Consider the following 23,798-nt stretch of genomic DNA (forward strand, 5'->3'; position numbering starts at 1 on the left):
GGGCCGCAGGGCCTCCCGGCCCGTGGGCCTACAGCGCCCGGCGGCGCTGCAGCCAGGCCAGCGCCGCCCAGCCCGGCAGCACCGGCAGGATCAGCGTCAGCAGCCGGTACAGCGCCACCGCCGCCAGCGCGCCGCCCTTCTCCATCGACGCGGTCTGCTGCAGGAGCGTGATCAGCGCCCCGTCCACCGCGCCGGCCCCGCCAGGGGTCGGCGCCGCGCTGCCCGCCGCGTTGCCCACCAGGAACACCACCGCGACGGAGGCGAAGGACGGCTCCCGGCCGATCGCCCGGGCACAGCAGTACAAGCACGCGATCAGGCAGATCGACACCAGCAGCTGCCCGGTCACCCCCACCGCAAGCCGGGTCGGACTGCGCAGCAGGTCCAGCAGCCGGGGCAGCACCTCGGTCGTCAACGGCCGCAGCCGCGCCGCCAGCCACCGCCGGGCCACCGGGATCGTCCACACCACCGCGAGCAGCGCCGCCGCTCCCGCCAGACCGCCCACCACGGCGGGCAGCGCGTCCAGCTCCGAACCGCCCGGCTGCATGTCCAGCAGGTAGACGAAGGCCCCCAGCTGCAGCAGGTGCAGCACCAGCCCGATCATCGTCCCCACCCCGACGCTGGACAGCGCCTGCGCGGTCGGGATCCCGGCCCGCTGCAACAGCCGGGTGTTCAGCGCGACCCCGCCGACCCCGCCCGGGGACACCAGCTTCACGAACGACCCGGCGACCTGCGCCAGCACCGCGTTGCGGAAGTCCAGCCGCTCCGGCACGAAGCCGACGAAGCCCATCGCCGCCGTGACGTGGCTGGTCGCGGCGGCGGCCAGCGCCAGCAGCAGCCACCACGGGTCGGCGTCGGCCAGGGCGGAGACCGGATTGTCCTCCGCCGCGAACAGCTGCGGGATCAGCAGCCACCCGGCCACCACCCCGCCCACGACGGCCAGCAGCGTCCGCGGCCGCAACCGCTCCAGCCGCACCGGCCGCCCCACCACCTGCGGCCGCGCCCGCAACACCTCCGCCCGGATCTCCTCCAGCAGCCCGCCGGGCGTGGGCGCCGGGTGGGTGTCGGCGGCGTCGGGGGTGGTGGGGCGGCCGCTGTCCGCGGCGGGGGCGGGGGTGGTCGTCCGGGTGTCGGGGTCGGAGCTGGGGGCGGGGACGCTCGTGAGGGGCGGTCGGCCGGTGGCAGTGCTCGCGGCGTCGGGGGTGGGGGTGGCGTGGTGGGTGGGCCGGGCGGCGGTGGGGCGTCCGGTGCCGGTGGGCGCCGGGGCGGGCGGGGCGGGCTTCGGGTGGCGTTTGAGGGCGCGGCGGGTGGTGTGGGTGAGGGCGATGGGCTGGAGCAGGGGGAGGGTGGCGCCGACGGGATCGGGGCCGAGGACGGCGGTGGCGGTGCGGACGGCGCGGGCGGCGCCGGCGCGCAGGGCGAGGGTGGTGAGGAGTTGGGCGACGTCGCAGCGCAGGACGAGTTCGGTGGCGGCGATGTCGCCGTCGGCGAAGTCGACCAGGTGCACGGCGCCCGAGTCGTCGACCAGCAGGGAGGAGGGGACGAGGGCGCGGTGGGCGATCTCGCGGCGCTGGAGGAGGGCGAGCTGGCCCCAGGCGTCGGTGAGCAGCCCGTCGGTGATCTCGTCGTCGGCGAGCTGGTCCAGGGTGCGCCCGGCCAGCCGCTCGTACGCGATGAGCGCGGTGTCCTGTCCCAGGCCCGCGGTGGCGGCGATGGCGCGGGTGCGGACGCCCGCGGTCAGGGCCGCGTACGTGACCAGGGCCTCGTGTTCCAGGCCGGTGCGCGGGGAGCGCAGGACGCGCGGATCGGGGGCGGTGCGCAGGCGCAGTCGGCGCCAGGCGCGTTGGACGGCCGCGGCGGTGACGGCCTGCCGGTCGAGGAGCTGGACGTCGAGGGCGGGGAGGCCGTCGGCCTGCCGGACCAGGTAGCGGTCGGGCCCGGACGGCTGGGCCTCGACCGGGCGCAGGCCGCTGTCCCGCAGGGCGCGCAGGACCTCGCCGGGACGCGGGCACGGGTCGGGGGTGCCGACGGCGTACAGCGTGCCGTGGGCGCCGGTCCAGCCGATCAGCAGGCCGAGCAGCAGTGAGGTGGGGGTGGCGAAGCCGCCCGCCAGTCCGGCGAGGCCGGAGAGGGCGAGGACGGCCCACGGCAGGCGGTGTTCCCGGTTGCCGGAGGCGGTCATGAAGGCGAGGACGGGGGCGAGGTAGCCGTACACCGGCTCGGTGTGCCCGAGGACGTCGCCGGGCAGCGGCTTGGTGATCGCGGTGAGCAGCGAGTGCGGGGCGAGGCCGTCGGCCCACAGGTCCAGGCCGAGGGTGGCGCCGTAGGCGAGGACGGCGGCGAGCAGCCCGTCGGAGACCTGCTGCAGGGCGCGCCGCCGGTCGGGGCCGAGCAGGCGGCGGACGGCGAGGCCGACCGGCAGCAGCAGGACGGCGGCGGTGGTGAGCCCGCCGGCCAGGCTCGCCAGGGGCAGTGGCACCAGGGCGGCGGCCACCGCGACGTCGGCGGCGATGCCGCCGGTGGTGGCGCGGGCGTAGTCGGCGAGCAGCAGGGTGAGGCCGGTGGCGACCAGGCCGCCGAGCAGCCGGATCAGCGCGACGGGCTGCCGGACCCGGCCGGTGGCGGGCACCGGGCGGGCCCGGAACCCGCCGGGCGCGACCGGATCGGATCCCGACCGCTCGGGGCCCGGCCTCCCGGGTATGCCGGCGCCGCTGCCGTCCGTCGTCCGCGCTCCGCCGTCCGTCGTCCCCGCCCCGCCGTCCGGCGCCCCGGCGCCGCCGTTGGGCTGCGCGGGCACACCGCCGGTGTCGCCTCCGTCGGTGTCGCCGTTCGTACTCCCCGTCACGATCGCCACGGGTGGCATGCTCCCATGCCGCCCCCGGGCACCGGGCCGGGATGCCGGAGGGCCTCCCGCCGGGGCCGCCGGACCGCAGCTACGCCTGCCGGGTCGGCAGGACGACCAGGTGGCGCAGGTTGACGTGCCGGGGGCGGCTGACGGTGTACGCGACCAGGTCGGCGATGTCCTCGGCGGTGAGCGCCGGGATGGCGTCGAACATCCCGCCGAGCTGCTCGCGCAGCACCGGGTTGTCGATGTGCCCGCCGAGCTCGGTGTCGGTGAGACCGGGCTCGATCGCGCTGACCCGGACGTCGCGCGGGCCGAGCTCGCCGCGCAGCGCGGCGGACAGCTGGGTGAGTGCGGCCTTGGTGGCGCCGTACACGGCGTAGTCGGGGAAGACCACGTGCGAGGCGATCGAGGAGACGTTGACCAGGTCGGCGGTGCGGCCCTCGGCGGCGGCCGCGGTGAGGTCGGCGGTGAAGGCGCGGACGATCCGCAGCGCGCCGGTGAGGTTGGTGTCGACCATGCGGGTCCACTCGTCGATCCGGCCGTCGGCGAGCGGGTTCGGCAGCATCACCCCGGCGTTGTTGACCACCAGGTCGACCTGTCCGTACGCGTCGTGGACGGCCTTGGCGGCGGCGTCCACGGAGGCCTGGTCGGTGACGTCCGCGGTGACGGCGAGGGCCTGCCCGCCCGCGGCGGCGATCTCGGCGGCGAGGGCGTCGAGCCGTTCGGTGCGGCGGGCGAGCAGGGCGACCCTGGCGCCGTGGGCGGCGAGCGTGCGGGCGGTGGCGGCGCCCATGCCGCTGGCGGCTCCGGTGACGACGGCGGTGCGGGTGGCGAGGGAGGAGAGGCTCATCGGGGGCTCCGGTTTCGGGTCGCTCGGGCTGACGTCGACCACTGTGCGCGGGTCGCCGCCGCGTACCCAGGGCCGCGCTCCTCCCGGGTACCGCCGTCCCGGGAACGCCCGTCCCGGGAACGGCCTTTCCTGGGAACGGCAGTACCACCCTCGGGCGGCCGCGCCCGGATAGCCTGCCGGGCATGGAGAACACCCTGGGGGACTTCCTCCGCTCGCGCCGGGCCCGGATCCTGCCGGAGGAGGTGGGCCTGCCCTCGCACGGCCGCCGCCGGGTGAACGGCCTGCGCCGGGAGGAGGTGGCGCAGCTGGCGGGCGTCAGCGTGGACTACTACGTACGGCTGGAGCAGGGGCGGGGCGGCAGCGCCTCGGACGCGGTGCTGGAGGCGGTGGCCCGGGTGCTGCGGCTGGACGCGGTGGAGACGGCGCACCTGCGGTCGCTCGCCCGTCCGCCCAAGGACCCGGCGCCGTCCGGCACCGCCCGGGGCCGGGCCCGGGAGCGGGTCCGGCCGGGGACGAGGCTGCTGCTGGACCTGATGACCGGGGTGCCCGCCTTCGTCCTCGGCCGGCGGATGGACGTCCTGGCCTGGAACGCGCTGGCCGGCGCGGTGAACGGTTTCGCCACGCGGACGGACGGCTCCCCGGGCGACGCCCCGAACCAGGCCCGGCACGCCTTTCTCGACCCGGCGGCCCGGGAGTACTACCGGCAGTGGGACGCGGTCGCCGCGGAGACCGTCTCCTACCTGCGCCGGGACGCCGGACTGCACCCGGACGACCCGGCGCTGAGCGCCCTGGTGGGCGAACTGTCGGTGCGCAGCGAGGAGTTCCGCCGGCTCTGGGCCGACCACCTGGTCCGGGAGAAGACCCACGGCGTCAAGCTGGTCCGGCACCCGCTGGTCGGGGACCTGGACTTCGGCTACGAGACCCTGGGCGTCAACGGTTCGCCCGACCAGCTGCTGGTCGTCTACACCGCCCCGGCGGGTTCGCCGACCGCGCAGAAGCTGTCCCTGCTGGCCAGTTGGACGGCCCCGGGAGCAGCCCCGGGAGCGGCCCCGGGGACGGAGGACCGAGTCGCCGGACACCCCGCGGCGCCCGGGCCGCCGGAGCCGCCGCAATCGCACTGAGCAGGGACTTCCGAGGCGGGCGCCGGGTGGGCGGGACGCCCCGGGGCGGCTTAGCCTGCACTCATGAGCGCCTGCGAAGACCTCGCCCTGGCCCCCCGGGACATCGAGGCCCTTCCGCCCGCCGACGGCTGCGCCGACTGCCTGGCGCAGGGCCGCCGGGACTGGGTGCACCTGCGGATCTGCCTGGACTGCGGCCACATCGGCTGCTGCGACTTCTCGCCGCAGCGGCACGCCACCGCGCACTTCCACAACTCCTCCCACCCGGTGATCCGCTCGTACGAGCCGGGGGAGGACTGGCGTTGGTGCTTCGTCCACGAGGTCATGGGCTGAGGCGGGCATCTCGAAGCCGGGCATCGGCACCCGGGCACCCGAGCCCGGCCGTCCGAGCCTGCCCGGTCCGAAACCGCCCGGTCCGAGCCGGGCGGTCCGAAACCGCTCGGTCCGAGCCCGGCCGGTCCGAGCCGGGATTCCCGGTGGCACGGACCCGTAGCCCGGATAAAATCCGGACATAACGCCCGTGCGGCCCCTCCGGCCGACATCCGTCCGGCCGGTGACCGCCGAAGGGAGGCCGACGATGACCAAGCGAACTCCGGGCAGCACCGCCCGGCTCCGCCAGGGCACCCAGGAACTGCTGGAGCGCCGCGGCATGGCGAGCCAGCCCGCCCGGATCGGGCCGAAGCTGCGCACCGGCGCGGTGTCCTCCTCCGTCGCCGGTTACGGCGCCGGCGAGGCGTTCCGCCACGGCGGGCGCGACGTGGCGACCGCGTCCACGCACGCCGCTCCGGCGCTGCACGCCGAACTCAAGGGCCACCGGCACCGCGGCGCGGAGAAGCACTCCGCCCACTGAACCGTCCGGCCGGGGGCGGGTGCCGACCTGCGGGCGCCCGCCCCTGACGTACCGTCACGGATCCTGCCGGGAAGCCGGGAAGCCGGGAACCCGGGACGGCGCTCGGCTCTGCTCCGGCTCCGGCACCGGCGGGCGTGCGTAAGACGGCGGACCGGATCGGCGGCGGACCGGATTGTCAGTACCCTGCGCTAGGTTCGTCCCGTTCACCAGACGCGGCAGGACGACGGGGGCATCATGGCCGACGTGATCGCGGACGAGCCGGTCGAGCTCCAGCTGGAGCGCCACCGCACCGAACTCACCGGCTACTGCTACCGGATGCTCGGCTCGGTCTTCGAGGCCGAGGACGCGGTGCAGGAGACGATGGTCCGGGCCTGGCGCGGGCACCGGGGCTTCGAGGGGCGCTCCGCGCTGCGCTCCTGGCTGTACCGGATCGCCACCAACGTCTGTCTGGACGCGCTGAACGGGCGGAACGCCCGGGCCCGCCCGATGGATCTGGCCGGTCCGGTCACGGTGGCCACGGCGCACGACGCCCAGCTGCCCGAGGTGACGTGGATCGGCCCCGCCCCGGACGGCCGGGTGCTGCCCGAGACGGGGGATCCGGCCGAGGTGGCCGCCCAGCGCGAGTCGGTGAAGCTGGCCTTCGTGGCCGTGCTGCAGCGGCTCGCGCCCCGGCAGCGGGCCGTGCTGATCCTGCGCGAGGTGCTCGGCTGGAAGGCCGCCGAGGTGGCCGAACTCCTCGGGGTCACGGTGGCCTCGGTCAACAGCGCGCTGCAGCGGGCCCGCGCGGCGCTCGCCGCGGAGGGCTCGGCCGCCCGGCCCGCGCCCGCCCTGGACGAGGACCACCGCGCGCTGCTGGACCGCTACGTCCGCGCCTTCGAGGCGTACGACATGGACGGCCTCGCCGTGCTGCTGCGCGAGGACGTCACGCTCAACATGCCGCCGTTCGCGATGTGGCTGCGCGGACGGGAGGAGCTCCGGGCCTGGATGCTGGGCCCCGGCCAGGGCTGCCGCGGCTCCCGGCTGCTCCCGGTGACGGCCAACGGCGGGCCGGCCTTCGCCCAGTACCGGCCGAGCCCGGCAGGTGGGCACGAGCCGTGGGCGCTGATCGTGCCGGAGGTGTCAGAGGGCCGGATCACCGGGCTCACCAACTTCCTCGACACGGAGGTGCTGTTCCCGCTGTTCGGCCTGCCGCCCCGGCTGGACGCCGAGCGGGTCGGCGGCGAGTAGCCGGGGGTCGTCGAGCCGACCGAGCGGATCGCCCGGGCCCGGCGGCAGCAGTGCCGCGAGCCCGCTGAACGCGAGCAGTTCCCGCAGCGGGCCGCTCGCGTTCCGCAGCACCACGCGGACGCCGTGCCGGGCGGCGGCGAGCCGCAGCCGGGCGAGCGCGTCGACGACGGCCAGGTCGGGGGCGGTCAGCGCGCCCAGGTCGCAGGTCAGTACGGCTCCGCCCGGTGTGGTCTCCCCGATGGTCTCCATGCGGATTGGACCGCCGGGACGGCGCCGACTCATCGCTCCGGTACGGACTCGTCGCTCCGGCGCCGACTCATCGCTCCGCTTCGGGCTCATCGCTCCGGTACGGACTCGTCGCTCCGGCGGCGGTTTCGCCCTTGCGCTGACGGTTTCACCGGTCCGGGGCGGGATCGCGTCGTGGCGGCCCTGGACTCCGGTGGCAGAGTAGGGCCGTCGAACCCGTCCCGCCCCAGGAGGAGCGCCGTGACCGCTGAGCCCTTGAAGTCCCGTGAGGAATGGCTGGCTTCGCTGCCCCGGATCTACGCGGCGGCCGGCTGCCTGCTGCGGGACGAGTCCGGCCGGATCCTGATCGTGAAGGCCGGGTACCGCGAGCACTGGCAGTTCCCCGGCGGCACGATCGACCTCGGCGAGGGCCCGGTCGAGTGCGCCGTGCGGGAGCTGGAGGAGGAGACCGGCATCGTCGGCGAGGCCGGTGCACTGCTGGCCATCTCCTGGACCCACCCGTCGGGCGAACTCGACCACCCCGCCGAGCACTTGATGTTCGATTTCGGCACCGTCCCGGACGGCACCCCCGTGACCGTCCCGGAGGGTGAGCTGGACGAGCACCGCTGGGCCCCGGTCGAGGAGGCGCTCGAACTCCTCGGCCCGGCCCGTTCGGCCCGGCTGCGGGCGGCGCTGGCGGCGGCCGAGGACGGCCGGGTCCGGATCGTCACCACCCACGTCTCCGGTTTCTAGCCGGAAGTGCCGTGCCCCGGGCGGGAGTTCCGTCCAGGGCACGGCGCCGGGGCCTCAACCCTGCTGCTCGGGTTCGGCGTTCCGGGCGGCGATGATGGCGGCGATGGCCTCCGAGACGAAGGTCTCCGCCTCGGCCTTGTCCACGTTGAGCGCGGTGAGGACGTCCTGGCCGTTGTCCTGCTCCAGCAGCGCCAGCAGGATGTGCTCGGTGCCGACGTAGTTGTGCCCGAGCTTGAGCGCCTCGCGGAAGGTCAGCTCCAGCACCTTCTTGCTCCGGGCGTCGAAGGGGATCAGTGCGGGCAGCTCGTCGACGGCGGCCGGCAGGGCGGCGGTGGCCGCCTCCCGCAGGGCCTCGGGCGCGACGCCCTGGGCGGCGAGCGCCTTCATCCCGATGCCCTCGGGCTCGGCGAGCAGGCCGAGCAGCAGGTGCGCGGTGGTGATCTCGGCGTTGGCCGCCTTCCGGGCCTCCTCCTGCGAGGCGACCACGACGCTGCGGGCCCGGGGGGTGAACCGGCTGAAGCCCTGACTGGGGTCGAGGTCGTTCGGCGTGCCCGGGTCCTTGGGGACGAAGCGCTTCTGGGCGGCCTGCTTGCTGACGCCCATGCTCCGGCCGATGTCGGTCCAGGAGGCGCCGGATCGGCGGGCCTGGTCGACGAAGTGGCCGATCAGGTGGTCGGCCAGCTCGCCGAGGTGGTCGGCGGCGATGACCGCGTCGGAGAGCTGGTCCAGCGCATCGGTGTGGACCTTCTTGATCGCCGCGATCAGGTCGTCGAGGCGCAGCGGAGTGGTGCTGGGAACAACGGGATTCTCCATGCGTCAACCGTAGGTTGTCGACCCGGCGACCGTCAACCATCGGTTGACGATTGTCGGGGGAATCCGCGCGGATCGTTCCGGAGGCCCCGGGCGGCCGGCTGGGGGCCCGGCGGGCGGTGCGCTAGCCGGCGGGCAGCAGCCGGCCGCGGACGGCGGCGATCAGGTCGGGCGTGACGCCCGCCGCGAGCAGGTAGCCGGCCGGGTCGAAGCCGGCGAGCGCGTCCGCCAGGGCGGCCTCGGCGGTGGTCCCGGCCTCCGCGAGCACCGCGTCGATCCGGTGGTACGGGTCCGGCAGGCCGAGCATTCCGTACAGCGGGCGGACGTTGGGGCCGCTCAGCAGGTAGTCCTCGGCGATCGCGGCGCGGTCGACTCCGGCCAGTGCGAGCAGCAGCAGGGCGGCGAGGCCGGTCCGGTCACGGCCGGCGCCGCAGTGCACGACCACGCCGCCGGGGCGGGCGCCGGCGATCGCGGTGATCAGCGCGGCGGCGGCGTGCGGGCAGTGGTCCAGGTACGGGCGGAGTGCGAGCGGGGTGCCGTCCAGCCGGCCGTGGGCCTTCCACCAGGCGGGGCCGGCGAGCTCGTCCAGCGGGACGCGGATCAGGTCGACGCCCTCGGGGAGCGGGAGGAGCGGCCTGTACTCCTCGACATTGCGCAGGTCGACCACGGTGCGGACGCCGTGGTCGAGGAGGGCGTCCCAGCCCTCGGCGGTGAGGCGGTCCAGGTTGTCCGCCCGGACTATCGCGTGGCGGGCGGTGAGCCGGCCGGAGGCGGTGGGCAGCCCGCCCAGGTCGCGGACGTTCAGGCAGCCGTCCCAGACGAGGGTGCGGTCCTCGGTGGTGGTCGGCGCGTCCGTCGTCCCGTTCATGGGGCTCCCCGTTTCCTCGTCGGGGGTCCCGTTACCCCCTCGTTATGGAAGGACTCCCGGGAGATCCGGATGGTTCCTGGCCGTTCGAGTCCTCGGAACCGATTGTTCACGTACCGGTTGTCCACGTACCGGCCGTCACGTACCGGCTGCTCGCGGAGCGGTGCATCACGGAGCGGCCCGTCGCGGGGCGGTTCTGCGCGGGGTGGTTCTTCACGGGGTGGTTCTTCACGGGGCGGTCCTTCGCGGACCGGCCGGGTGCTCAGGCGGCGGTCGGGGTCTCGGCCTCGGTGCGGACCAGCTTCTCCAGCGGCTCGACGGCGATCTGGCCGAGCATCGAGCCGGCCACGATCGCGCCGATCAGGAAGACCGTGGACAGCCAGGCCATGGTCGACACCGGCAGGGTGAAGGCGCCGATCACCCGGGCCGCGCACTCGGTCAGCAGCGCGGTGCCCCAGATGGCCGAGAACAGGCGCTCGTGGCGGTGGAAGGAGCGCGACGCGGCCGCCCGGCCCTCGCTCAGCCGCTCCCAGGCGGCGGCGCGGTCGCGCTTGCCCTTGGTGACGAAGGGCATCAGCATCGGGCTCATCACCGGCCGGCCGATCAGGGCGGAGACCAGGATCGCGAGCGCCACGGTGCCGCTCAGCCCGCCGTCCTTGGCGATCATCAGCCGGGCGTCGCCGGTGACGAAGGTCAGCGCCAGACCCGCCAGGTTGACGGCCAGCATCAGGGTGGCCCACAGGTTGAGCGTGCGCTCGCGCAGCAGGCCGAGGACGGTGCGGACGGCCGGGAAGGCGCTGCTCCAGGCCAGGGCGGCGAACTCGCTCAGGCCGAAGGCCGAGTGGAGCAGGTAGTAGCCGGCCAGCGGGGCGGCCACGTCCAGGGCGAGCGGGCGCAGGCCGGAGACGAGCGGGTTGGGAGCCTTGGCGTGGGCGGCGCCGCCGGTGGCGGTCTGCGCGGGCGCGGCGGTGGTGGCGCCGAGGGTGGTGACGGCGGCGGCGCTGACGGTCTGGCTCACGGTGGGTCCTCCCCGGCTGGTCGCGGGCCGCTGCCCGCGTCGTGCCTCCAGTCTTTCCGTCCGACCCTCCGTCAGAGCAGTGCCGTCCGTTGCGGGATCCGCGTGACAGTTGTCATGGTGCGGGGGGTGACACCCCCTCCGACTTGCGGTTCCGCGGGCTCCGTCGATCGACCGCCGACCAGTCGTCGGCCGATCGACGGCCGGGAAGGTCCGGAGCCCGCGGTCCGGGTGCCCCGGCGGCGCACGGTGCCGAATCACTCGCGCTCGTCGACGGGCACCACCGCGCCGGTCCGGGCCCGCCAGGTCTCGACGCCGTACCGCGCGCGGAGGTCGGATTGGTGGCCGGCGGGCGGGCGGCGGTCCCCTCGGCGCGGCGGGCCGGGCTGAGGTCGGAGGTGAGAGGTGTCGAAGGTGAGAGGTGAGGGGCACCCGGCCGCCGGTGGGGCGCTCGACCAGGCCGAGCAGCAGTCCGTCGGCGTCGTTCGGCAGGTGGGAGAGCCCGGCGTCGCCCGGCGAGGCCCAGGGCGCGCAGGGCGGGCGCCCACGCGCGACCCGCCCGGCCCGCCTCCGCGGGCGGTGGCACGGCCGAGGAGGCGGGCCCGAGCGATCCCCGCGACCGGAGGCCGGCGCGGGGCCGGGCGGCGTCGGTGGACCGCGGTCTCCCGGCGCGACGGCGGCCCGGACTGATTCGTTTACGGACAATATGGGCGGCGCGGGCACGCCGGGACCGCGGGCGGAGGGCGGCAGGGCGCGGGACCTCGGCTCCGTCCGGGCCGGTCCTTCGGGCGGAGCCGAACTGTTCCCCCGAATGGCGCATCATGTGGCGGGTGCAGAGTGCAGAGCGCCCCGGAGCGGGCACGGGCAGCCCCGTAGGCCGGTCCGGACCAGTACCGACCACCGGCCCGCCCCCGGGACCGGCCGCCGCTCCCACCGATCTGACCGAGGCGGTCCGCGCCGCGCAGGGCGGGGACGAGGAGGCGTTCCGGCTGCTCTTCCGGACCGTCCAGCCGGGCCTGCTGCGGTACCTGCGGGTGCTGGTCGGGGGCCGGCCGGAGGACGCGCAGGACGCCGAGGACATCGCCTCCGAGGCCTGGCTGCAGATCGCCCGCGACCTGCGCGGCTTCTCCGGCGACGGGGACGGCTTCCGCGGCTGGGCCGCCACCATCGCCCGGAACCGGGCGCTCGACCACCTGCGCGCCCGCCGCCGCCGTCCGGTCGCCGACCTGCCCTTCGAGTACCTCGTCGAACTGGCGGCCGGGGACGACACCGCCCGTGCCGCCCTCGCCACGGTCGGCACCGCCGACGCGCTGGCGCTGATCTCCCGGCTGCCGCGCGACCAGGCCGAGGCGGTGCTGCTGCGGGTGGTCATGGAGCTGGACGCGGAGAGCGCCGCCCGGGTGCTCGGCAAGCGGGCCGGCAGCGTCCGGATGGCCGCCCACCGCGGGTTGCGGCGGCTGGCCAAGCTGCTGGAGCAGCCCTTCGCGACCGGCGGCGGGATCCCGGCCGCGCGGCCGGGCGGACAGCCCACCGCCGGCCCCGGCGGGACCGCCGTGGGCTCGACCGGAGGGGCCGGAACGGGCGCGGGCAAGGCCTCCGGGCAACCCGCGGGGAAAGCCGCGAAAAAAAGTTCTCCGCAGGGTGTGACAGAACGCCGGGCCGCGACGCTGAAGGACATGAGATGAGCACCAACCGATCCCGTCGGATCGACCGTGATACCGCCGAGCAGCTGCTCGGCGGTGCCGTGGCCGCCCCGTCGGCCGGGCAGGAGGCCTCGCTCACCGGACCGGACGGCGGTCCCGGGCAGCTTGCCCGGGTGCTCGCCGCGGCCGCCGCTCCCGCGACGGCCGGCGAACTGGCCGGGGAGGAGGCCGCCCTGGCCGCGTTCCGGGAGGCGAGTCTCACCCCCGACCCGATAGTGACCCCCGTCCGGAGACGATCGATGGCGACCGCCGCGCTGGCCAGGACCTTCAGCACGAAGGCCGCTGCCGCCGTGCTCGGCGCCACCGCGCTGTGCGGGGTCGCGGTCGCCGCCGGCACCGGCAACCTGCCGTCCCCCCTGAGCGGCGGACCCGCCGAGCCGCAGCGCACGCTCGCGGGCCAAGGCGCCTCCGGCACCTCGCCGAGCGCGTCGGCCCACGGTTCCCCGGCCACCGCGGCCCCGTTCGCCCCGACGTCCGGCTCCGCCCGGCCGTCCGACGGCGCCTCCGGTGCTCCGCGGACGGCCGCCCCGACCGACACCGCGACCCCCGGCTCCCCGTCGGCCGAGGGTCGCGGTGACCGTCCGGTCGTCCCGCCGGCGCTGCTCGGCCTCTGCCGCGGCTTCGCCGACCGCACGGCCAAGGGCGAACGCCCCGGCCGACTGGTCACCGATCCGCTCTACGGCCCGCTGGTCGAGGCGGCCGGCGGCGCGGACCGGGTGGCGGAGTTCTGCGCCGAGGCCCTCGGCGCGGGGAGCGGTGACCACCAGGACACCGGCGCCCAGCCGCGCGACCCGGCCAGGACCGGAGCCCCTCCCGGCTCCGGCACGGGCAAGGGGAGCACCGACGGCGGCAAGAACGGCGGGACCGGCAACACCAACGGCGACGGCGACGGCACCGGCGGCAGCGGCACCAAGCCCGGCAAGGCCGGGGTGCCCGTCCCGCCGCTGCCCGTCGCGCCCACCGTGCCGGACGTCCGCCCGAGCAAACCCGACCGCTCCGGGAACGACCAGTCATCCGGAAGGTGACCCCCAAGAACTCCGGGTGGGCGGCGAGCGACTCCCCCCGGGCTCGCCGCCCACCCGGACCGAACCACCCGCAGTAACCCGCACCTGCCGGCACCGCTCGCGCGGCGCCGGCGGGAAGCACCACCCGAAGACCCCGGGTGGCCGGTCGGCTCCCCCGTGCCCGCCGTCCACCCGGCCGGCCCCGGCCGGACCGGCAGGCGTCACCCCGGACGCGCCGCCGGCCCGGCCGGCCCGGAAACGTGCGGCCCGCCCGCCCGCAGTCAGGGCGGGCCGCACCCCCGCGCCGGCGGCCGGGGGACCGCTGCCCGGTCCCCCGACCGCCACCCTCCGCCCCCGGCCGGTCGTACGGCCGTACGGCTATCGTGCACAGGTGCACGAGGCGGCCCGGGACCCCGGGCACGGCACGTGAGGGGAGCTCCAGGTGATCGGACGGGCGCTGAACGGGCGTTACGAACTCGTCGAGACGCTCGGCGTCGGCGGCATGGCCACCGTCTGGCGCGGCGTGGACCGCGTGCTCGGCCGCCAGGTCGCCGTGAAGGTCCTCAACGGCGGTCTCGCCGACGACCCCCGCTTCGCCGAGCGCTTCAGCCGGGAGGCGCAGCACGCGGCCATGCTGGTGCACCCGAGGATCGTCATGGTCTTCGACTCGGGCGTGGACCAGGGCACCCCGTTCATCGTGATGGAGCTGGTCAGCGGCCGATCCCTGGCCGCGCTGCTGGCCCAGCAGCCGACCCTGCCGGTGGAACGCGCCGTCGGCATCGCGGCGGCGGTCTGCGAGGCGCTCGCGGTCGCGCACGCGGCCGGGCTGGTGCACCGGGACATCAAGCCCGGGAACATCATGATCACCGACGACGGCGGGGTGAAGGTCGTCGACTTCGGCATCGCCCGGGCCGGCTCCTCCGGCAACCTGACCCAGACCGCGAGCGTGCTCGGCACCGCCGCCTACCTCTCGCCCGAGCAGGCGACCGCCTCCCCGCTGGACGGCCGGACGGACCTGTACGCGGTCGGCTGCGTGCTGACCGAGATGCTCACCGGCGCGACCCCGTTCACCGCCGACACCCCGGTGGCGATCGCCTTCAAGCACGTCAGCGAGCAGCCGCTGCCGCCGTCCGCGCGGCGCCCCGGCCTGCCGTCGGCCCTGGACACGGCGGTGCTGCGCCTGCTCGCCAAGGACCCGGCCGGCCGTCCGGCGGACGCCACCGCCGCCCGGGCCGAACTGCTGGCCACCGTACCGGGATTGGTGGTCGGGGACCCGACGGCCGAACTGCTGGCCACGGCCGCCCCCACCCAGCTGCTGCCGCCGGTTCCGGCTCCCGCCCCGTCTTCGGTTCCGGTGGCACCGAACCAGCAGCACACCACCGTCCTTCCGCCCCAGGCCCCGGCCGCCACCTCGGTGATGGCTCCCGTCCCGGTCGCGGGGCCCGTCGGCGCTCCCGTCCCCGGCGCTCCCGTCCCCGGCGCTCCCGCAGCTCCCGCCCGCACCGCCCGCCGCAGGCCGCTGGTGCTCGGCGCGCTGGGCGTGGCCGCGCTGGCCGGCGTCACCGCCCTGGTCGTCTCCGCCTTCGACGAGCCGGCGGGCCACGCCGCCCCCACCAAGCCCGTCGCGGCCTCCACCCCCGCCGCGGCGCCGCCCAGCGCCGCACCGTCGCCCGGCGCGACCGGCACCACCGCCGCCCCCACCGCCCCGGGCGGCCCCTCGGCGGCCCCGACGCCCACCCAGGCCGTTCCGCGCAACCAGCCGGCGGCGCTGCAGCTCCAGTCCTTCCGGCAGGCCGTGGCCCAGGCCCAGCTCGGCAAGGACCGGGACAAGCAGACGGAGCTGCTGCGGATCCTCGACACCACCTCCGCCCGTCTCAACGAGGGCGACCCGGACGCGGCCGCGCAGGAGCTGAAGAACGCCCAGAAGGTGATCAAGGACATGGGCAAGCGGCACGCCATCGACGCCCCGACCTACGCCAACTGGAACGCCCGCCTCTCGGCCCTGTTCGCCACCCTGCACAGCGCGGCCGACCTCCAGGACGACTGACCGGGCGGGCCCGCCGGAGGCCCGTCCGCGGACGGGACGTCAGAATGGGCCCGTGCTGACGATCGGTTCCCTCGTCCTCGGCGTCTCCGACATGCCGCGCGCCGTCGCCTTCTGGACGGCGGCGCTCGGCTACGTGCCGCGCGGCGGGGTGGTGGGGGAGGACTGGACGGTGCTGGTGCCCGTCGAGGGCGCGGGCGGGGTGCAGCTCGCCCTCGGCCTGAGCGGGTCGCCCGTCCAGGAGCGCCCGAGGGTCCACCTCGACCTCTACGCCGGGGACGCCGCCGACCAGGCCGCCGAGGTGGAGCGGCTGGTGGCGCTCGGTGCCGAGCGGGTCGACTGGGACCTGTACCCGGAGAACCCGGACTTCGTCGTGCTCGCCTGCCCCGACGGCAACCGCTTCTGCGTGATCGACACCAGCCGCTCCTGAGTCCACGGCGTCGTCCACAGCCTGTGGACGACGCCGGGCCGGGCCCGGAGCGGCCGTTCTCGCCGGGCCGGGTGCCCGAGGCGGTCGGACCCGCCTCGGGCCGTCCGCCGGCTCAGCCCTTCTGCCGGATCCGCCGTTCGACGTTGCCGCGGACCGCCCGGGACGCCGTCCCGGCCGCCGCCGCGAGGAAGACGAAGTTGTAGCCGATCTGCAGCACCACCACGAACCGTGCCGTCTGCCCGGAGGGCGTGATGTCGCCGTACCCGACCGTCGCCAGCGTCACGACCGTGAAGTACAGCGCGTCCAGCCGGGTCTCCAGCCCGGCGAACTCCGCCTTGTGCGAGCCCAGGACGTAGTACGTCGCCGAGAAGACGGTCAGCGCCAGGCAGATCAGGAACGCCAGCCAGACCACCGGCCGGCGGGCCGTCCCCCGCAGCACACCCGCGATCTTGACCAGCAGCAGACAGGTCAGTCCGACCAGCGCGCAGGCGAACAGCACCCAGCTCAGCACCGGCCGGTTCTCGCCCAACCACCCCAGCGGAAGCGTGAAGTACCCGACCATCAGGAGGGTGAAGGCGCACACCAGCCACACCCAGGCCCGCAGGTCGGCGGGCGGCGGAAGCGGGTTCTCGGACATCCCGACCAGCCTGGCCGTCGTCCGCCCGCCCCGCCCGCCCGCCTGCTCCGTCCGGGCGAAGGGCTCCGAACGGCTCCGGACGGTTCCGAACGGCTCCGGACGGCCGAGAGCCCCCGGCGGGTCACCGGGGGCTCTCGGCAGGAAGGTGGGGAGGCTCAGGCGCTCTCGGGCCGCTTCGCCTCGGTGGCCTTGGTCACGTTGGTCGGCGTGACGGCCGGACGGTCCGCGCTCTGCTGGGGAGCCGCGGTGCTCTGCGCGGTGCCGGCGTCCGCCGGGGTCTCGTCCTCGCGCATGGCCTTGGTCTCGGCCTTCAGGATGCGCATCGACTTGCCCAGGCCGCGGGCCATCTCCGGCAGCTTCTTCGAACCGAACAGCAGAATCACGACCGCCAGCACCACGAAGATGTGCCAGGGCTCAAGACCGTTCCGCAGCATCCCTGGCCACCGGTCCCTTCTTGTCTAGAGTCACGGCGGGCTAGCGCCCGTGCTGGCCAGTATGCCTGGCCCTCACGGCGAACGGATACACCGGCCGGGAAACGCTGGCCGAAAACCAGGTGCCGCTCCAGTGGACCGCGAGGCGCCCGGCGGCCGCTCCGCGGCGGCGATCCACCGGCCGATCGGCCGGTCCGTACGCCGTGGGCGGTCCGTGCACTGCGGCCGGTCCGTAGGCCGTGGACGGTCCGTGCACCGCGGCCGGCGCGTACGCCGTGGACGGTCAGCCCGTGCGCCGGGCCAGCAGGTAGCCGCGCCGGGTGGGCGCCTCCTCGGGCAGGCCGGCGCGCTCCATCCGCACCTCGACGGTGAACCCGGCCCCGGTGAGGCGCTCGGCGACGGTGTCGCTCTCCAGGAAGTGGAAGTCGACGTCCACCGGGTGGCCCCACCACTCCCGCATCCGCCGCACCTCGGTGCCCAGGTGGAAGGAGACCAGCAGCACGCCGCCGGGCCGCAGCACCCGTCGCATCTCGGCGAACGCGGGCCCCAGCTCCTCCGGCTCCAGGTGGATCACCGAGTACAGCGCCACGGCAGCCGCGAACTCCCCGTCGGCGGCGGGCAGCGCCAGCAGGTCGCCGGTGCGGAACGCGGCCCGCGGCTGTTCGCGCCGGGCCAGCTCGACCATCCGCGGCGAGAGGTCGACCCCCACCACCTCGGCCCCGCGCCCGGCCAGCCACCCCGCCACGTGCCCGGGCCCGCAGCCCAGGTCCGCCACCACCCCGCCGGCCGCCTCCTCCACGACCACCGCCAACAGCGCCCGGTCGACGGCCTTGTGCGCCAGCTCGTCCCCGATCCGCCCCAGGTACTCCTCCGCCACCGTGTCGTAACTCCCGCGCACCCGCGCCCGGTCAGCACCCATGGCCCTCAGCCTGGCACGGGCGGTCGCCGGCCGGCAGGGGTTTGCGGCCATCCCCGGGACGGCGGAGAGCCCCCGCCCTGGCACGGGCGGAGGCTCTCGATGACTCGCGTGGATCGGGCCGCGGTGGATGGGCCGTGGTGGATCGGCCGCAGTGGATCAGGCGCAGCGGATCGGGCCGGCGTGGTTCAGACGGTGGCGGGCTCGGGCTCGGGCGCGGACTCGGGCCCGGCGGGCCGGCTGGGGGCGGCGGCCGGGAGGTGGCGCATCAGGCGGTGGGCCAGGAGCGCCGCGCCGAGGGCGAAGACCAGGCCGACCACGGCCGCGACGTGCAGACCGTCGGTGAAGGCGGTGCGGGCGGTCTCCAGCAGGTCGGCGCCGAGCGTGCCGGGCAGCTGGGCGGCGGTGTGGACCGCTCCGCCGAGGGTGTCCTGGGCGGTCCGGGCGGCCTCGCCGTCGACCCCGGCGGGGAGGGCGCCGTCCAGGCGGTGGTGGTAGACGGCCGCGCCGGCCGCGCCGAGCAGCGCGATGCCGAGCGAGCTGCCGAGCTCGACCGCGGTCTCCGAGGTGGCGGAGGCGGCGCCGGCCTGCTCGACCGGGGCGGCGGAGACGACCATCTCGGCGGTCATCGTCATGGTGCCGACGGTCCCGGCGGCCAGCACGCCCGCCGCGGTGAGGACCAGGGCGAGCGGGGAGTGCGCGCCGACCTGCGTCATCATCGCGAAGCCCGTCGCACCGATCAGGAACCCGCCGCTCATCAGCGCCGCCGGGCGGACCTTGCCGGCCAGCGCCGAGCTGATCCCGACCGCGGCCCCGACGCCGACGCTCGGCACCAGCGACCAGAGCGAGGCGGTCAGCGGGCTCATGCCCTTGACCAGCTGCAGGTACTGGGAGGTGAAGAGGGAGAAGCCCATCATCGCGAACATCGCGACGGTGTTGACGCTGATCGCGCCGCTGAAGGTGCGGATCCGGAACAGGCTCAGGTCGAGCAGCGGGTTCGCGGCGGTGCGCTGGCGCAGGACGAACAGGGCGGCGAGCAGCAGACCGGTCGGAACGGCGAGCCCGGGCAGCAGGCTCCAGCCCTCGACGGCCAGGGTCTTGACGCCGTAGACGAGCGGCAGGATCGCGGCCAGCGAGAGGGCGGCGCCGACCAGGTCGAAGCGGCCTCCGCGCGAGGTGGAGCGGTACTCGGGGAGCAGGACCGGCGCGGTCAGCAGCACCAGGGCCATCACCGGGACGGCGGGCAGGAAGGCCGAGCCCCACCAGAAGTGGTCGAGCAGCAGGCCGCCGGCGACCGGGCCGAGGGTGGCCCCGGCGGTGAGGATGCCGCCCCAGGCGCCGAGCGCGACCTGCCGCTGCTTGGGGTCCTGGAACATGGTGCGGATCAGCGCGAGCGTCGAGGGCATCACGGTGGCCCCGGCGGTGCCGAGCAGGGCGCGGGCCGCGATCAGCTGGCCGGCGTCGTGCGACCAGGCGGCCAGCAGCGAGGCGCCGATGAAGCCGGTGGCGCCGATCATCAGCAGCCGGCGGCGGCCGATCCGGTCGCCCAGCGCGCCCATCGTGATGAGCAGGCCGGCCAGCAGGAACGAGTACATGTCCATGATCCACAGCTGCTGGGTGCCGCTGGGCGCGAGCGTGGTGGAGATGTAGGGGACGGCGAAGAAGAGCACGCCCATGTCCATGGTGAGGACGAGGGTCGGGAGCAGGAGGACGGCCAGGCCGATCCATTCGCGACGGCCTGCGCGGCCGGTGGTTGCGGTCATGGGGAAGACAGTACGGACGTGTCAGACGCTTGTCTAGTACGTATGTGTAAATCGAACGTGCAAGACGTCCGTCCAGGACGTGCGTGCAAGACATTTGTCCAGCCGTTCCGTAGGATCGGGGCATGGGAAACCGCGAAGACCTGATGGCCGGCGCCAAGCGCTGCCTGTACGAGAAGGGCTACGGGCGCACCACCGCCCGGGACATCGCCACCGCCTCCGGTGTCAGCCTGGCCGCGATCGGCTACCACTTCGGCTCGAAGGACGCGCTGCTCAACGCGGCGATGATCGAGGCGATCGGCGACATGGGGGCGGCCCTCGGCGCCGTCGTGGCCGCCGCCAACGAGGTGTCGGGCGATCCGGAGAAGCGCTTCGCCGCCGTCTGGGACGGCCTGCGGGACGTCTTCGTCGAGCACCGCGGGCTCTGGGCCGCCCAGTTCGAGGCCCTCGCGCAGGCCGCGCACGCGCCCGAGCTGGCCGAGGCGTTCGCGGGGGCGCAGAAGGACGGCCGGCTCGGCCTCGCCGCGTTGTTCCAGGGGCTGCCCGAGGTGGCGGAGAACGAGGAGGAGCTGGCCCGCGGCGCCTTCTACCAGACCCTGCTGGCCGGCTACGCCGCCCAATGGCTGGCCGCGCCCGAACTCGCGCCCAGCGGCGAGGACTTCCTGCGCGGGCTGCGACTGGTCAGCGGTAGCGTGCTCAACCCCGGCTGAGCGGACCCGGCCGGCTCAGGGGTCTCCCACGGTCGAGCGGGTGCGGCCGTCGGGCGGCTCAGGGATCGACGGCGGTCAGGCGGGTGACGGCGGCCGGGCGGCGGCGGTCACGTGGTGACGGCGGTCAGCAGCACCACCGAGTCGACGTGCGCCAGCAGCCCGTGCCGCTCCTGCGGGACGGGCTCCAGCCGGCCCACCGGCAGTTCCAGCAGCCGGCCGGCGATGGTCAGCGAGACCCGACCGCGCAGGACCTGGACGCTCCCGGCGGTGGGCGGATTGTGCTCGTCCAGCGCGGTCCCGGCGGTCAGCGCGATCACCGTCTGCCGCAGGGCGCCGTCGTGCAGCACCAGGTGGGCGCTGCGCCCGTGCGGGCTCTCGGCCGCCAGCGCGGCGTGCTCCACGGCGAGTTGTTCGAGATCGGGCATCGCGCCGCCTCCTCACTCCGTGTGCCCAGGGTCGCGGACCGACCGCCGTCCCGCACCCGGAGCGGCCCGGCGGCCCGACCCGAGCAGTCCGAGGTGCAGGCCGCGCCGACTGCCCGCATCGTGGAGGCATGGCGACCAACCAGAGCATCTTCACCGGGTTCCGCGTCAACCGTCCGCTGGTCACCGGGGGCGTGGCGCTCACCGCGATCGGCGCCGCGCTCAGCGCGGCCGGGGCGACGATGGTGTGCGCGGCCCTGATCCAGGCCGGCCGCACCTGGGTGCGCGGGCTGGACACCCCGCCGAGCGCGCTCGCCCACCGCGCCCTGCACGAGGCGCGGGTGGCGTCCACGGCGGGCTGGGAGGCCTGGCGCACGGAGCACGGCTCGCCCAACTGAGTCCGGCCCGCCGGCTGCGCCCGTCCGTCCGCGCCCGTCCGTCCGCGCCCGTCCGCCTGCGCCCGTCCGTCCGCGCCCGTCCGGCCCCGTGCGGACGAGGACGGCGCGGCGGGCCGCCATGGGGGTGCGGCCCGTCGCGCCGTCGGAACCGAACGGGCTTACAGCCCGAGTGACTTGGCGACGATGCTGCGCATGACCTCGCTGGTGCCGCCGTAGATCCGGAACACCCGGTTGTCGGTGTAGAGCCGGGCGATCGGGTACTCCAGGATGTAGCCGTAACCGCCGTGCAGCTGGAGGCACTTGTCGATCACGGTGGAGGCCGACTCGGTGCAGAACAGCTTCGCCGCAGCGGCGTCGGCCACGGTCAGTTCGCCGTCCTGGTACAGCTCCAGCGCGCGGTCCACCATCGACTGCTGCGCCATCACCTGGGACTCGCAGTCCGCCAGGGTGAACTTGGTGTTCTGGAACTCGGCCACCGCCTTGCCGAACACCTTGCGGTCCTTGACGTACTGCACCGCGAAGCGCACCGCCGCCGCGGCCGCCGCGTACGCGCCGACGGCGATCGCCAGTCGCTCCTGCACCAGGTTGTGGGTCAGATAGGAGAAGGCCTTGCCCTCCTCGCCGAGCAGGTTCTCCACCGGTACCTTGACGTCGCTGAACGCCAGCTCGGCGGTGTCCGAGGTGCGCAGCCCGATCTTCTGCAGCTTGCGGCCGACGGTGTAGCCCGGCGAGTCGGTGTCCACGCACAGGATGGACAGGCCGGCCCGGCGGTCGTCCGGGTCGTACGGGGAGGTGCGGCAGACCACCAGGACGAGGTCGGCCAGCACGCCGCCGGTGATGAACGTCTTGGCGCCGTTGAGGACGTAGTGGGTGCCGTCCTCGGAGAGCCGCGCGGTGGTGGTGATGCCCGCGAGGTCGGACCCGGCGCCCGGCTCGGTCATCGCGATCGCGGTCATGATGTCGCCCGAGACGAAGCCGGGCAGCCAGCGCCGCTTCTGCTCCTCGTTCGCGTACTCCAGCAGGTACGGCAGCACCAGCCCGGTGTGCACGCCGGAGGAGCCGAAGCTGACGCCCGCCCGGGCGGTCTCCTCGGCGACCACCGCCTGGAACTTGAACCCGCGCTCGCCCGCGCCGCCGTACTCCTCGGGCACCTCGATGCCGTAGACGCCGAGCGCGCCGAGCCGGCGGTAGAAGTCGCGCGGCGGGTGGCCCTCGGCCTCCCAGCTCTCGTAGACCGGGACGACCTCGTTCTCGATGAAGTCCCGGATGGTCTCCCGGAAGGCCTCGTGGTCCTCGTTGAACACGGTGCGGCGCACGGCGGCGCTCCCTTCGACGGTGCCGGCCGGAGCTGCCGGCGGGGCGGAACGTGCCAGGTGATGGCCCCACAAGTTAATCCCGGGTAGCTTCGGCTGTCCAGAGTCGGCCGCGGTGGAAAACCAGGCCACTGGGGGGATCGGGTGAATCCTTGCTAGCCTTCGGGCGACGATCCGGAAGGCTGCGCGGGAGGCTCGCCATGGTGGTCCGAAGGCCGCCCGGGCGGCGTGCCCAGATCCTCGCCGTGGCCGCCGACCGCTTCCACCGCAGCGGCTACCACCAGGTCTCGATGAGCGAGGTCGCCGCCGGGGTCGGCATCACCGCCCCCGCGCTCTACCGGCACTTCCGCGGCAAGCCCGAACTCCTGGACCGCGCCGTGCGGCTGGGCCTGGACGCGCTCGCCGACGGCCTGCGCGCGGCCGGCACCACCGGGGAGCTCGGCGCCGCGCTGGCCGCCGTCGCGGTCGGCCACCGCCCGCTCGGCACCCTGGTGCAGCGCGACGCCCGGTTGCTGCCGTCGGCGCGGCGGGCCGCGCTGCGCCGCGAACTGCGCGCGGACGTCGCCCTGATGGCCGCCGTGCTGCGCCAGGAGCGCCCCGAACTCCCCGCCGCCGATGCCGATTTCCTCTGCTGGTCGGCGCTCTCGGTCTGCGCCGGGCTGTCCTACCAGTCGGCCGCCCCGCAGCCCCGGCGCGCCGAGGCGCTGCTGCGGGAGCTGGTCGCGGCCGTCCTCGCCGCCCCGCTGGACGGCACGGCCGAGGACCCGCCGACCGGACCGGCACCGGAGCCCGGCCCGCGGGCGCGCCGGGAGGAACTGCTCGCGGCGGCCGTCCGGCTGTTCCACCAGCGTGGCTTCGACAACGTCAGCACCGACCAGCTCGGCGCCGCCGTCGGCATCTCCGGCCCCAGCGTGTACCGGCACTTCGACAGCAAGGCCCAGTTGCTCGCCGCCTCGCTGGTGCGCAGCCGCGAGCGCCTGTGGCACGAGGTGGACGGCGCGATCGCGGCCGCCGACGGGCCCGGGGCGGCACTGTCGGCCGGGCTGGCGGCGTACGTCGGCTTCGCGCTGCGCAACGGCGACTACCTGGGCGCGATGCTCAGTGAGACGGAACGGCTGGCCCCGCCCGACCGCCGGGCCGCGGTGGACTTCCGGCGGGACTTCCTGCGCACCTGGGTCGGCCTGCTGCGGCAGGTGCGTCCGGAGTACGACGCGGTGGCCGCCCGGATCCGGGTGCACGCGCTGTTCTCGCTGGTCAACGACGGGGTGCGGAACCGCCCGCACAGCGCCCGGCCGGATCTGGGGGACTGCCTGCTGCGGCTCGGCCGGGCGGTGCTGGGGCTCTCCCGGGACGGTCTCGCCTGAGCCACCCGCCGGGAAGCGGCGGGGGCCGGGCGCCCGCCCCGCGACGGCGGGACGGGCACCCGGCCCCTCGGCTCCCGGTTCTCGGCCCTCGGCTCCAGGCCGGAGCGCGTC

The 23,798-nt window shown here is 75.5% G+C and carries 25 protein-coding genes; 12 read left to right on the plus strand and 13 right to left on the minus strand.

Annotated elements, in window-relative coordinates; translation table 11 throughout:
* Window positions 1–28: 28 nt before the first annotated feature.
* Window positions 29–2,851, minus strand: a complete 2,823-nt coding sequence (locus tag ACZ6Y7_RS02905; RefSeq protein WP_465756077.1) for a lysylphosphatidylglycerol synthase transmembrane domain-containing protein — start codon at window positions 2,849–2,851, stop codon at window positions 29–31.
* 79 nt (window positions 2,852–2,930) lie between these two features.
* Window positions 2,931–3,692, minus strand: coding sequence for an SDR family oxidoreductase (locus ACZ6Y7_RS02910; protein ID WP_465756078.1), 762 nt, complete (start codon window positions 3,690–3,692; stop codon window positions 2,931–2,933).
* Between the two features lie 182 nt (window positions 3,693–3,874).
* On the opposite strand from ACZ6Y7_RS02910, the gene ACZ6Y7_RS02915 reads away from it, so the two are divergent.
* The 4 genes from ACZ6Y7_RS02915 (at window position 3,875) to ACZ6Y7_RS02930 (ending at window position 6,887) form a co-directional block, all read left to right on the plus strand.
* Window positions 3,875–4,813, plus strand: coding sequence for a helix-turn-helix transcriptional regulator (locus ACZ6Y7_RS02915; protein WP_465756079.1), 939 nt, complete (start codon window positions 3,875–3,877; stop codon window positions 4,811–4,813).
* A 63-nt stretch (window positions 4,814–4,876) separates the two neighbouring features.
* Window positions 4,877–5,143: a UBP-type zinc finger domain-containing protein gene (locus tag ACZ6Y7_RS02920; protein ID WP_465756080.1), complete on the plus strand. Its 267-nt coding sequence runs from the start codon at window positions 4,877–4,879 to the stop codon at window positions 5,141–5,143.
* A 244-nt stretch (window positions 5,144–5,387) separates the two neighbouring features.
* Window positions 5,388–5,660 carry a hypothetical protein gene (locus ACZ6Y7_RS02925; RefSeq protein WP_465756081.1) on the plus strand — a complete coding sequence of 91 codons (273 nt, stop codon included), beginning with the start codon at window positions 5,388–5,390 and terminating at the stop codon, window positions 5,658–5,660.
* Between the two features lie 234 nt (window positions 5,661–5,894).
* Complete coding sequence (locus tag ACZ6Y7_RS02930; RefSeq protein ID WP_465756082.1) at window positions 5,895–6,887, plus strand: sigma-70 family RNA polymerase sigma factor; 993 nt, start codon at window positions 5,895–5,897, stop codon at window positions 6,885–6,887.
* On the opposite strand, the gene ACZ6Y7_RS02935 is transcribed toward ACZ6Y7_RS02930, so the two are convergent.
* Window positions 6,780–7,136 carry an STAS domain-containing protein gene (locus tag ACZ6Y7_RS02935; protein ID WP_465756083.1) on the minus strand — a complete coding sequence of 119 codons (357 nt, stop codon included), beginning with the start codon at window positions 7,134–7,136 and terminating at the stop codon, window positions 6,780–6,782. The two genes, ACZ6Y7_RS02930 and ACZ6Y7_RS02935, sit on opposite strands and share 108 nt — an antisense overlap.
* 237 nt (window positions 7,137–7,373) lie before the next feature.
* Here ACZ6Y7_RS02935 and ACZ6Y7_RS02940 point away from each other — a divergent pair, with 237 nt between their 5' ends.
* On the plus strand, window positions 7,374–7,865 hold the full coding sequence (locus tag ACZ6Y7_RS02940; RefSeq protein WP_465756084.1) for an NUDIX domain-containing protein: 492 nt from the start codon (window positions 7,374–7,376) through the stop codon (window positions 7,863–7,865).
* Window positions 7,866–7,919: 54 nt separating this feature from the next.
* On the opposite strand, the gene ACZ6Y7_RS02945 is transcribed toward ACZ6Y7_RS02940, so the two are convergent.
* The 4 genes from ACZ6Y7_RS02945 to ACZ6Y7_RS02960 all read right to left on the minus strand — a co-directional run bounded on the left by ACZ6Y7_RS02945 (window position 7,920) and on the right by ACZ6Y7_RS02960 (window position 10,558).
* Window positions 7,920–8,678: a Clp protease N-terminal domain-containing protein gene (locus tag ACZ6Y7_RS02945; protein ID WP_465756085.1), complete on the minus strand. Its 759-nt coding sequence runs from the start codon at window positions 8,676–8,678 to the stop codon at window positions 7,920–7,922.
* A 121-nt stretch (window positions 8,679–8,799) separates the two neighbouring features.
* Window positions 8,800–9,543: a tyrosine-protein phosphatase gene (locus tag ACZ6Y7_RS02950; RefSeq protein ID WP_465756086.1), complete on the minus strand. Its 744-nt coding sequence runs from the start codon at window positions 9,541–9,543 to the stop codon at window positions 8,800–8,802.
* Between the two features lie 106 nt (window positions 9,544–9,649).
* Window positions 9,650–9,772, minus strand: coding sequence for a hypothetical protein (locus tag ACZ6Y7_RS02955; protein ID WP_465756087.1), 123 nt, complete (start codon window positions 9,770–9,772; stop codon window positions 9,650–9,652).
* Between the two features lie 30 nt (window positions 9,773–9,802).
* Window positions 9,803–10,558 carry a VC0807 family protein gene (locus ACZ6Y7_RS02960; protein ID WP_465756088.1) on the minus strand — a complete coding sequence of 252 codons (756 nt, stop codon included), beginning with the start codon at window positions 10,556–10,558 and terminating at the stop codon, window positions 9,803–9,805.
* Window positions 10,559–11,376: 818 nt separating this feature from the next.
* Here ACZ6Y7_RS02960 and ACZ6Y7_RS02965 point away from each other — a divergent pair.
* The 4 genes from ACZ6Y7_RS02965 (at window position 11,377) to ACZ6Y7_RS02980 (ending at window position 15,736) form a co-directional block, all read left to right on the plus strand.
* Window positions 11,377–12,240, plus strand: a complete 864-nt coding sequence (locus ACZ6Y7_RS02965) for an RNA polymerase sigma factor (protein ID WP_465756089.1) — start codon at window positions 11,377–11,379, stop codon at window positions 12,238–12,240.
* Window positions 12,237–13,283: a hypothetical protein gene (locus ACZ6Y7_RS02970; RefSeq protein WP_465756090.1), complete on the plus strand. Its 1,047-nt coding sequence runs from the start codon at window positions 12,237–12,239 to the stop codon at window positions 13,281–13,283. Before ACZ6Y7_RS02965 ends, ACZ6Y7_RS02970 begins: the two co-directional genes overlap by 4 nt.
* Before the next feature lie 421 nt (window positions 13,284–13,704).
* Window positions 13,705–15,309 (plus strand): protein kinase domain-containing protein, encoded by a 1,605-nt coding sequence (locus ACZ6Y7_RS02975; RefSeq protein WP_465756091.1) that lies wholly within the window; start codon window positions 13,705–13,707, stop codon window positions 15,307–15,309.
* Between the two features lie 52 nt (window positions 15,310–15,361).
* Window positions 15,362–15,736: a VOC family protein gene (locus tag ACZ6Y7_RS02980; protein ID WP_465756092.1), complete on the plus strand. Its 375-nt coding sequence runs from the start codon at window positions 15,362–15,364 to the stop codon at window positions 15,734–15,736.
* 112 nt (window positions 15,737–15,848) lie between these two features.
* Here ACZ6Y7_RS02980 and ACZ6Y7_RS02985 read toward each other — a convergent pair whose 3' ends face one another.
* The 4 genes from ACZ6Y7_RS02985 to ACZ6Y7_RS03000 all read right to left on the minus strand — a co-directional run bounded on the left by ACZ6Y7_RS02985 (window position 15,849) and on the right by ACZ6Y7_RS03000 (window position 19,483).
* The gene (locus ACZ6Y7_RS02985) at window positions 15,849–16,373 is read right to left on the minus strand and encodes a potassium channel family protein (protein WP_465756093.1); all 525 of its coding nucleotides are present in this window, start codon (window positions 16,371–16,373) and stop codon (window positions 15,849–15,851) included.
* Between the two features lie 155 nt (window positions 16,374–16,528).
* Entirely contained in the window at window positions 16,529–16,807 is a 279-nt protein-coding gene (gene tatA / locus ACZ6Y7_RS02990; RefSeq protein ID WP_402221709.1) for a Sec-independent protein translocase subunit TatA, read from the minus strand.
* Between the two features lie 280 nt (window positions 16,808–17,087).
* Window positions 17,088–17,723: a class I SAM-dependent methyltransferase gene (locus ACZ6Y7_RS02995; RefSeq protein WP_465756094.1), complete on the minus strand. Its 636-nt coding sequence runs from the start codon at window positions 17,721–17,723 to the stop codon at window positions 17,088–17,090.
* Window positions 17,724–17,908: 185 nt separating this feature from the next.
* Window positions 17,909–19,483, minus strand: coding sequence for an MFS transporter (locus ACZ6Y7_RS03000; protein WP_465756095.1), 1,575 nt, complete (start codon window positions 19,481–19,483; stop codon window positions 17,909–17,911).
* 122 nt (window positions 19,484–19,605) lie between these two features.
* On the opposite strand from ACZ6Y7_RS03000, the gene ACZ6Y7_RS03005 reads away from it, so the two are divergent.
* Window positions 19,606–20,190, plus strand: coding sequence for a TetR/AcrR family transcriptional regulator (locus tag ACZ6Y7_RS03005; protein ID WP_465756096.1), 585 nt, complete (start codon window positions 19,606–19,608; stop codon window positions 20,188–20,190).
* A 107-nt stretch (window positions 20,191–20,297) separates the two neighbouring features.
* Here the strand turns inward: ACZ6Y7_RS03005 and ACZ6Y7_RS03010 are convergent, their stop codons facing one another.
* Complete coding sequence (locus tag ACZ6Y7_RS03010) at window positions 20,298–20,615, minus strand: cupin domain-containing protein (RefSeq protein WP_402221720.1); 318 nt, start codon at window positions 20,613–20,615, stop codon at window positions 20,298–20,300.
* 128 nt (window positions 20,616–20,743) lie between these two features.
* On the opposite strand from ACZ6Y7_RS03010, the gene ACZ6Y7_RS03015 reads away from it, so the two are divergent.
* A complete protein-coding gene (locus ACZ6Y7_RS03015) occupies window positions 20,744–21,010 on the plus strand; it encodes a hypothetical protein (protein WP_465756097.1) in 267 nt (88 codons plus the stop codon).
* Between the two features lie 158 nt (window positions 21,011–21,168).
* On the opposite strand, the gene ACZ6Y7_RS03020 is transcribed toward ACZ6Y7_RS03015, so the two are convergent.
* Complete coding sequence (locus ACZ6Y7_RS03020) at window positions 21,169–22,326, minus strand: acyl-CoA dehydrogenase family protein (protein WP_465756098.1); 1,158 nt, start codon at window positions 22,324–22,326, stop codon at window positions 21,169–21,171.
* Window positions 22,327–22,523: 197 nt separating this feature from the next.
* Between ACZ6Y7_RS03020 and ACZ6Y7_RS03025 the strand changes: the two genes are divergently transcribed.
* Entirely contained in the window at window positions 22,524–23,687 is a 1,164-nt protein-coding gene (locus tag ACZ6Y7_RS03025) for a TetR/AcrR family transcriptional regulator (protein ID WP_465756099.1), read from the plus strand.
* Window positions 23,688–23,798 lie beyond the last annotated feature (111 nt).

Source organism: Kitasatospora sp. NPDC053308, assembly GCF_055585785.1.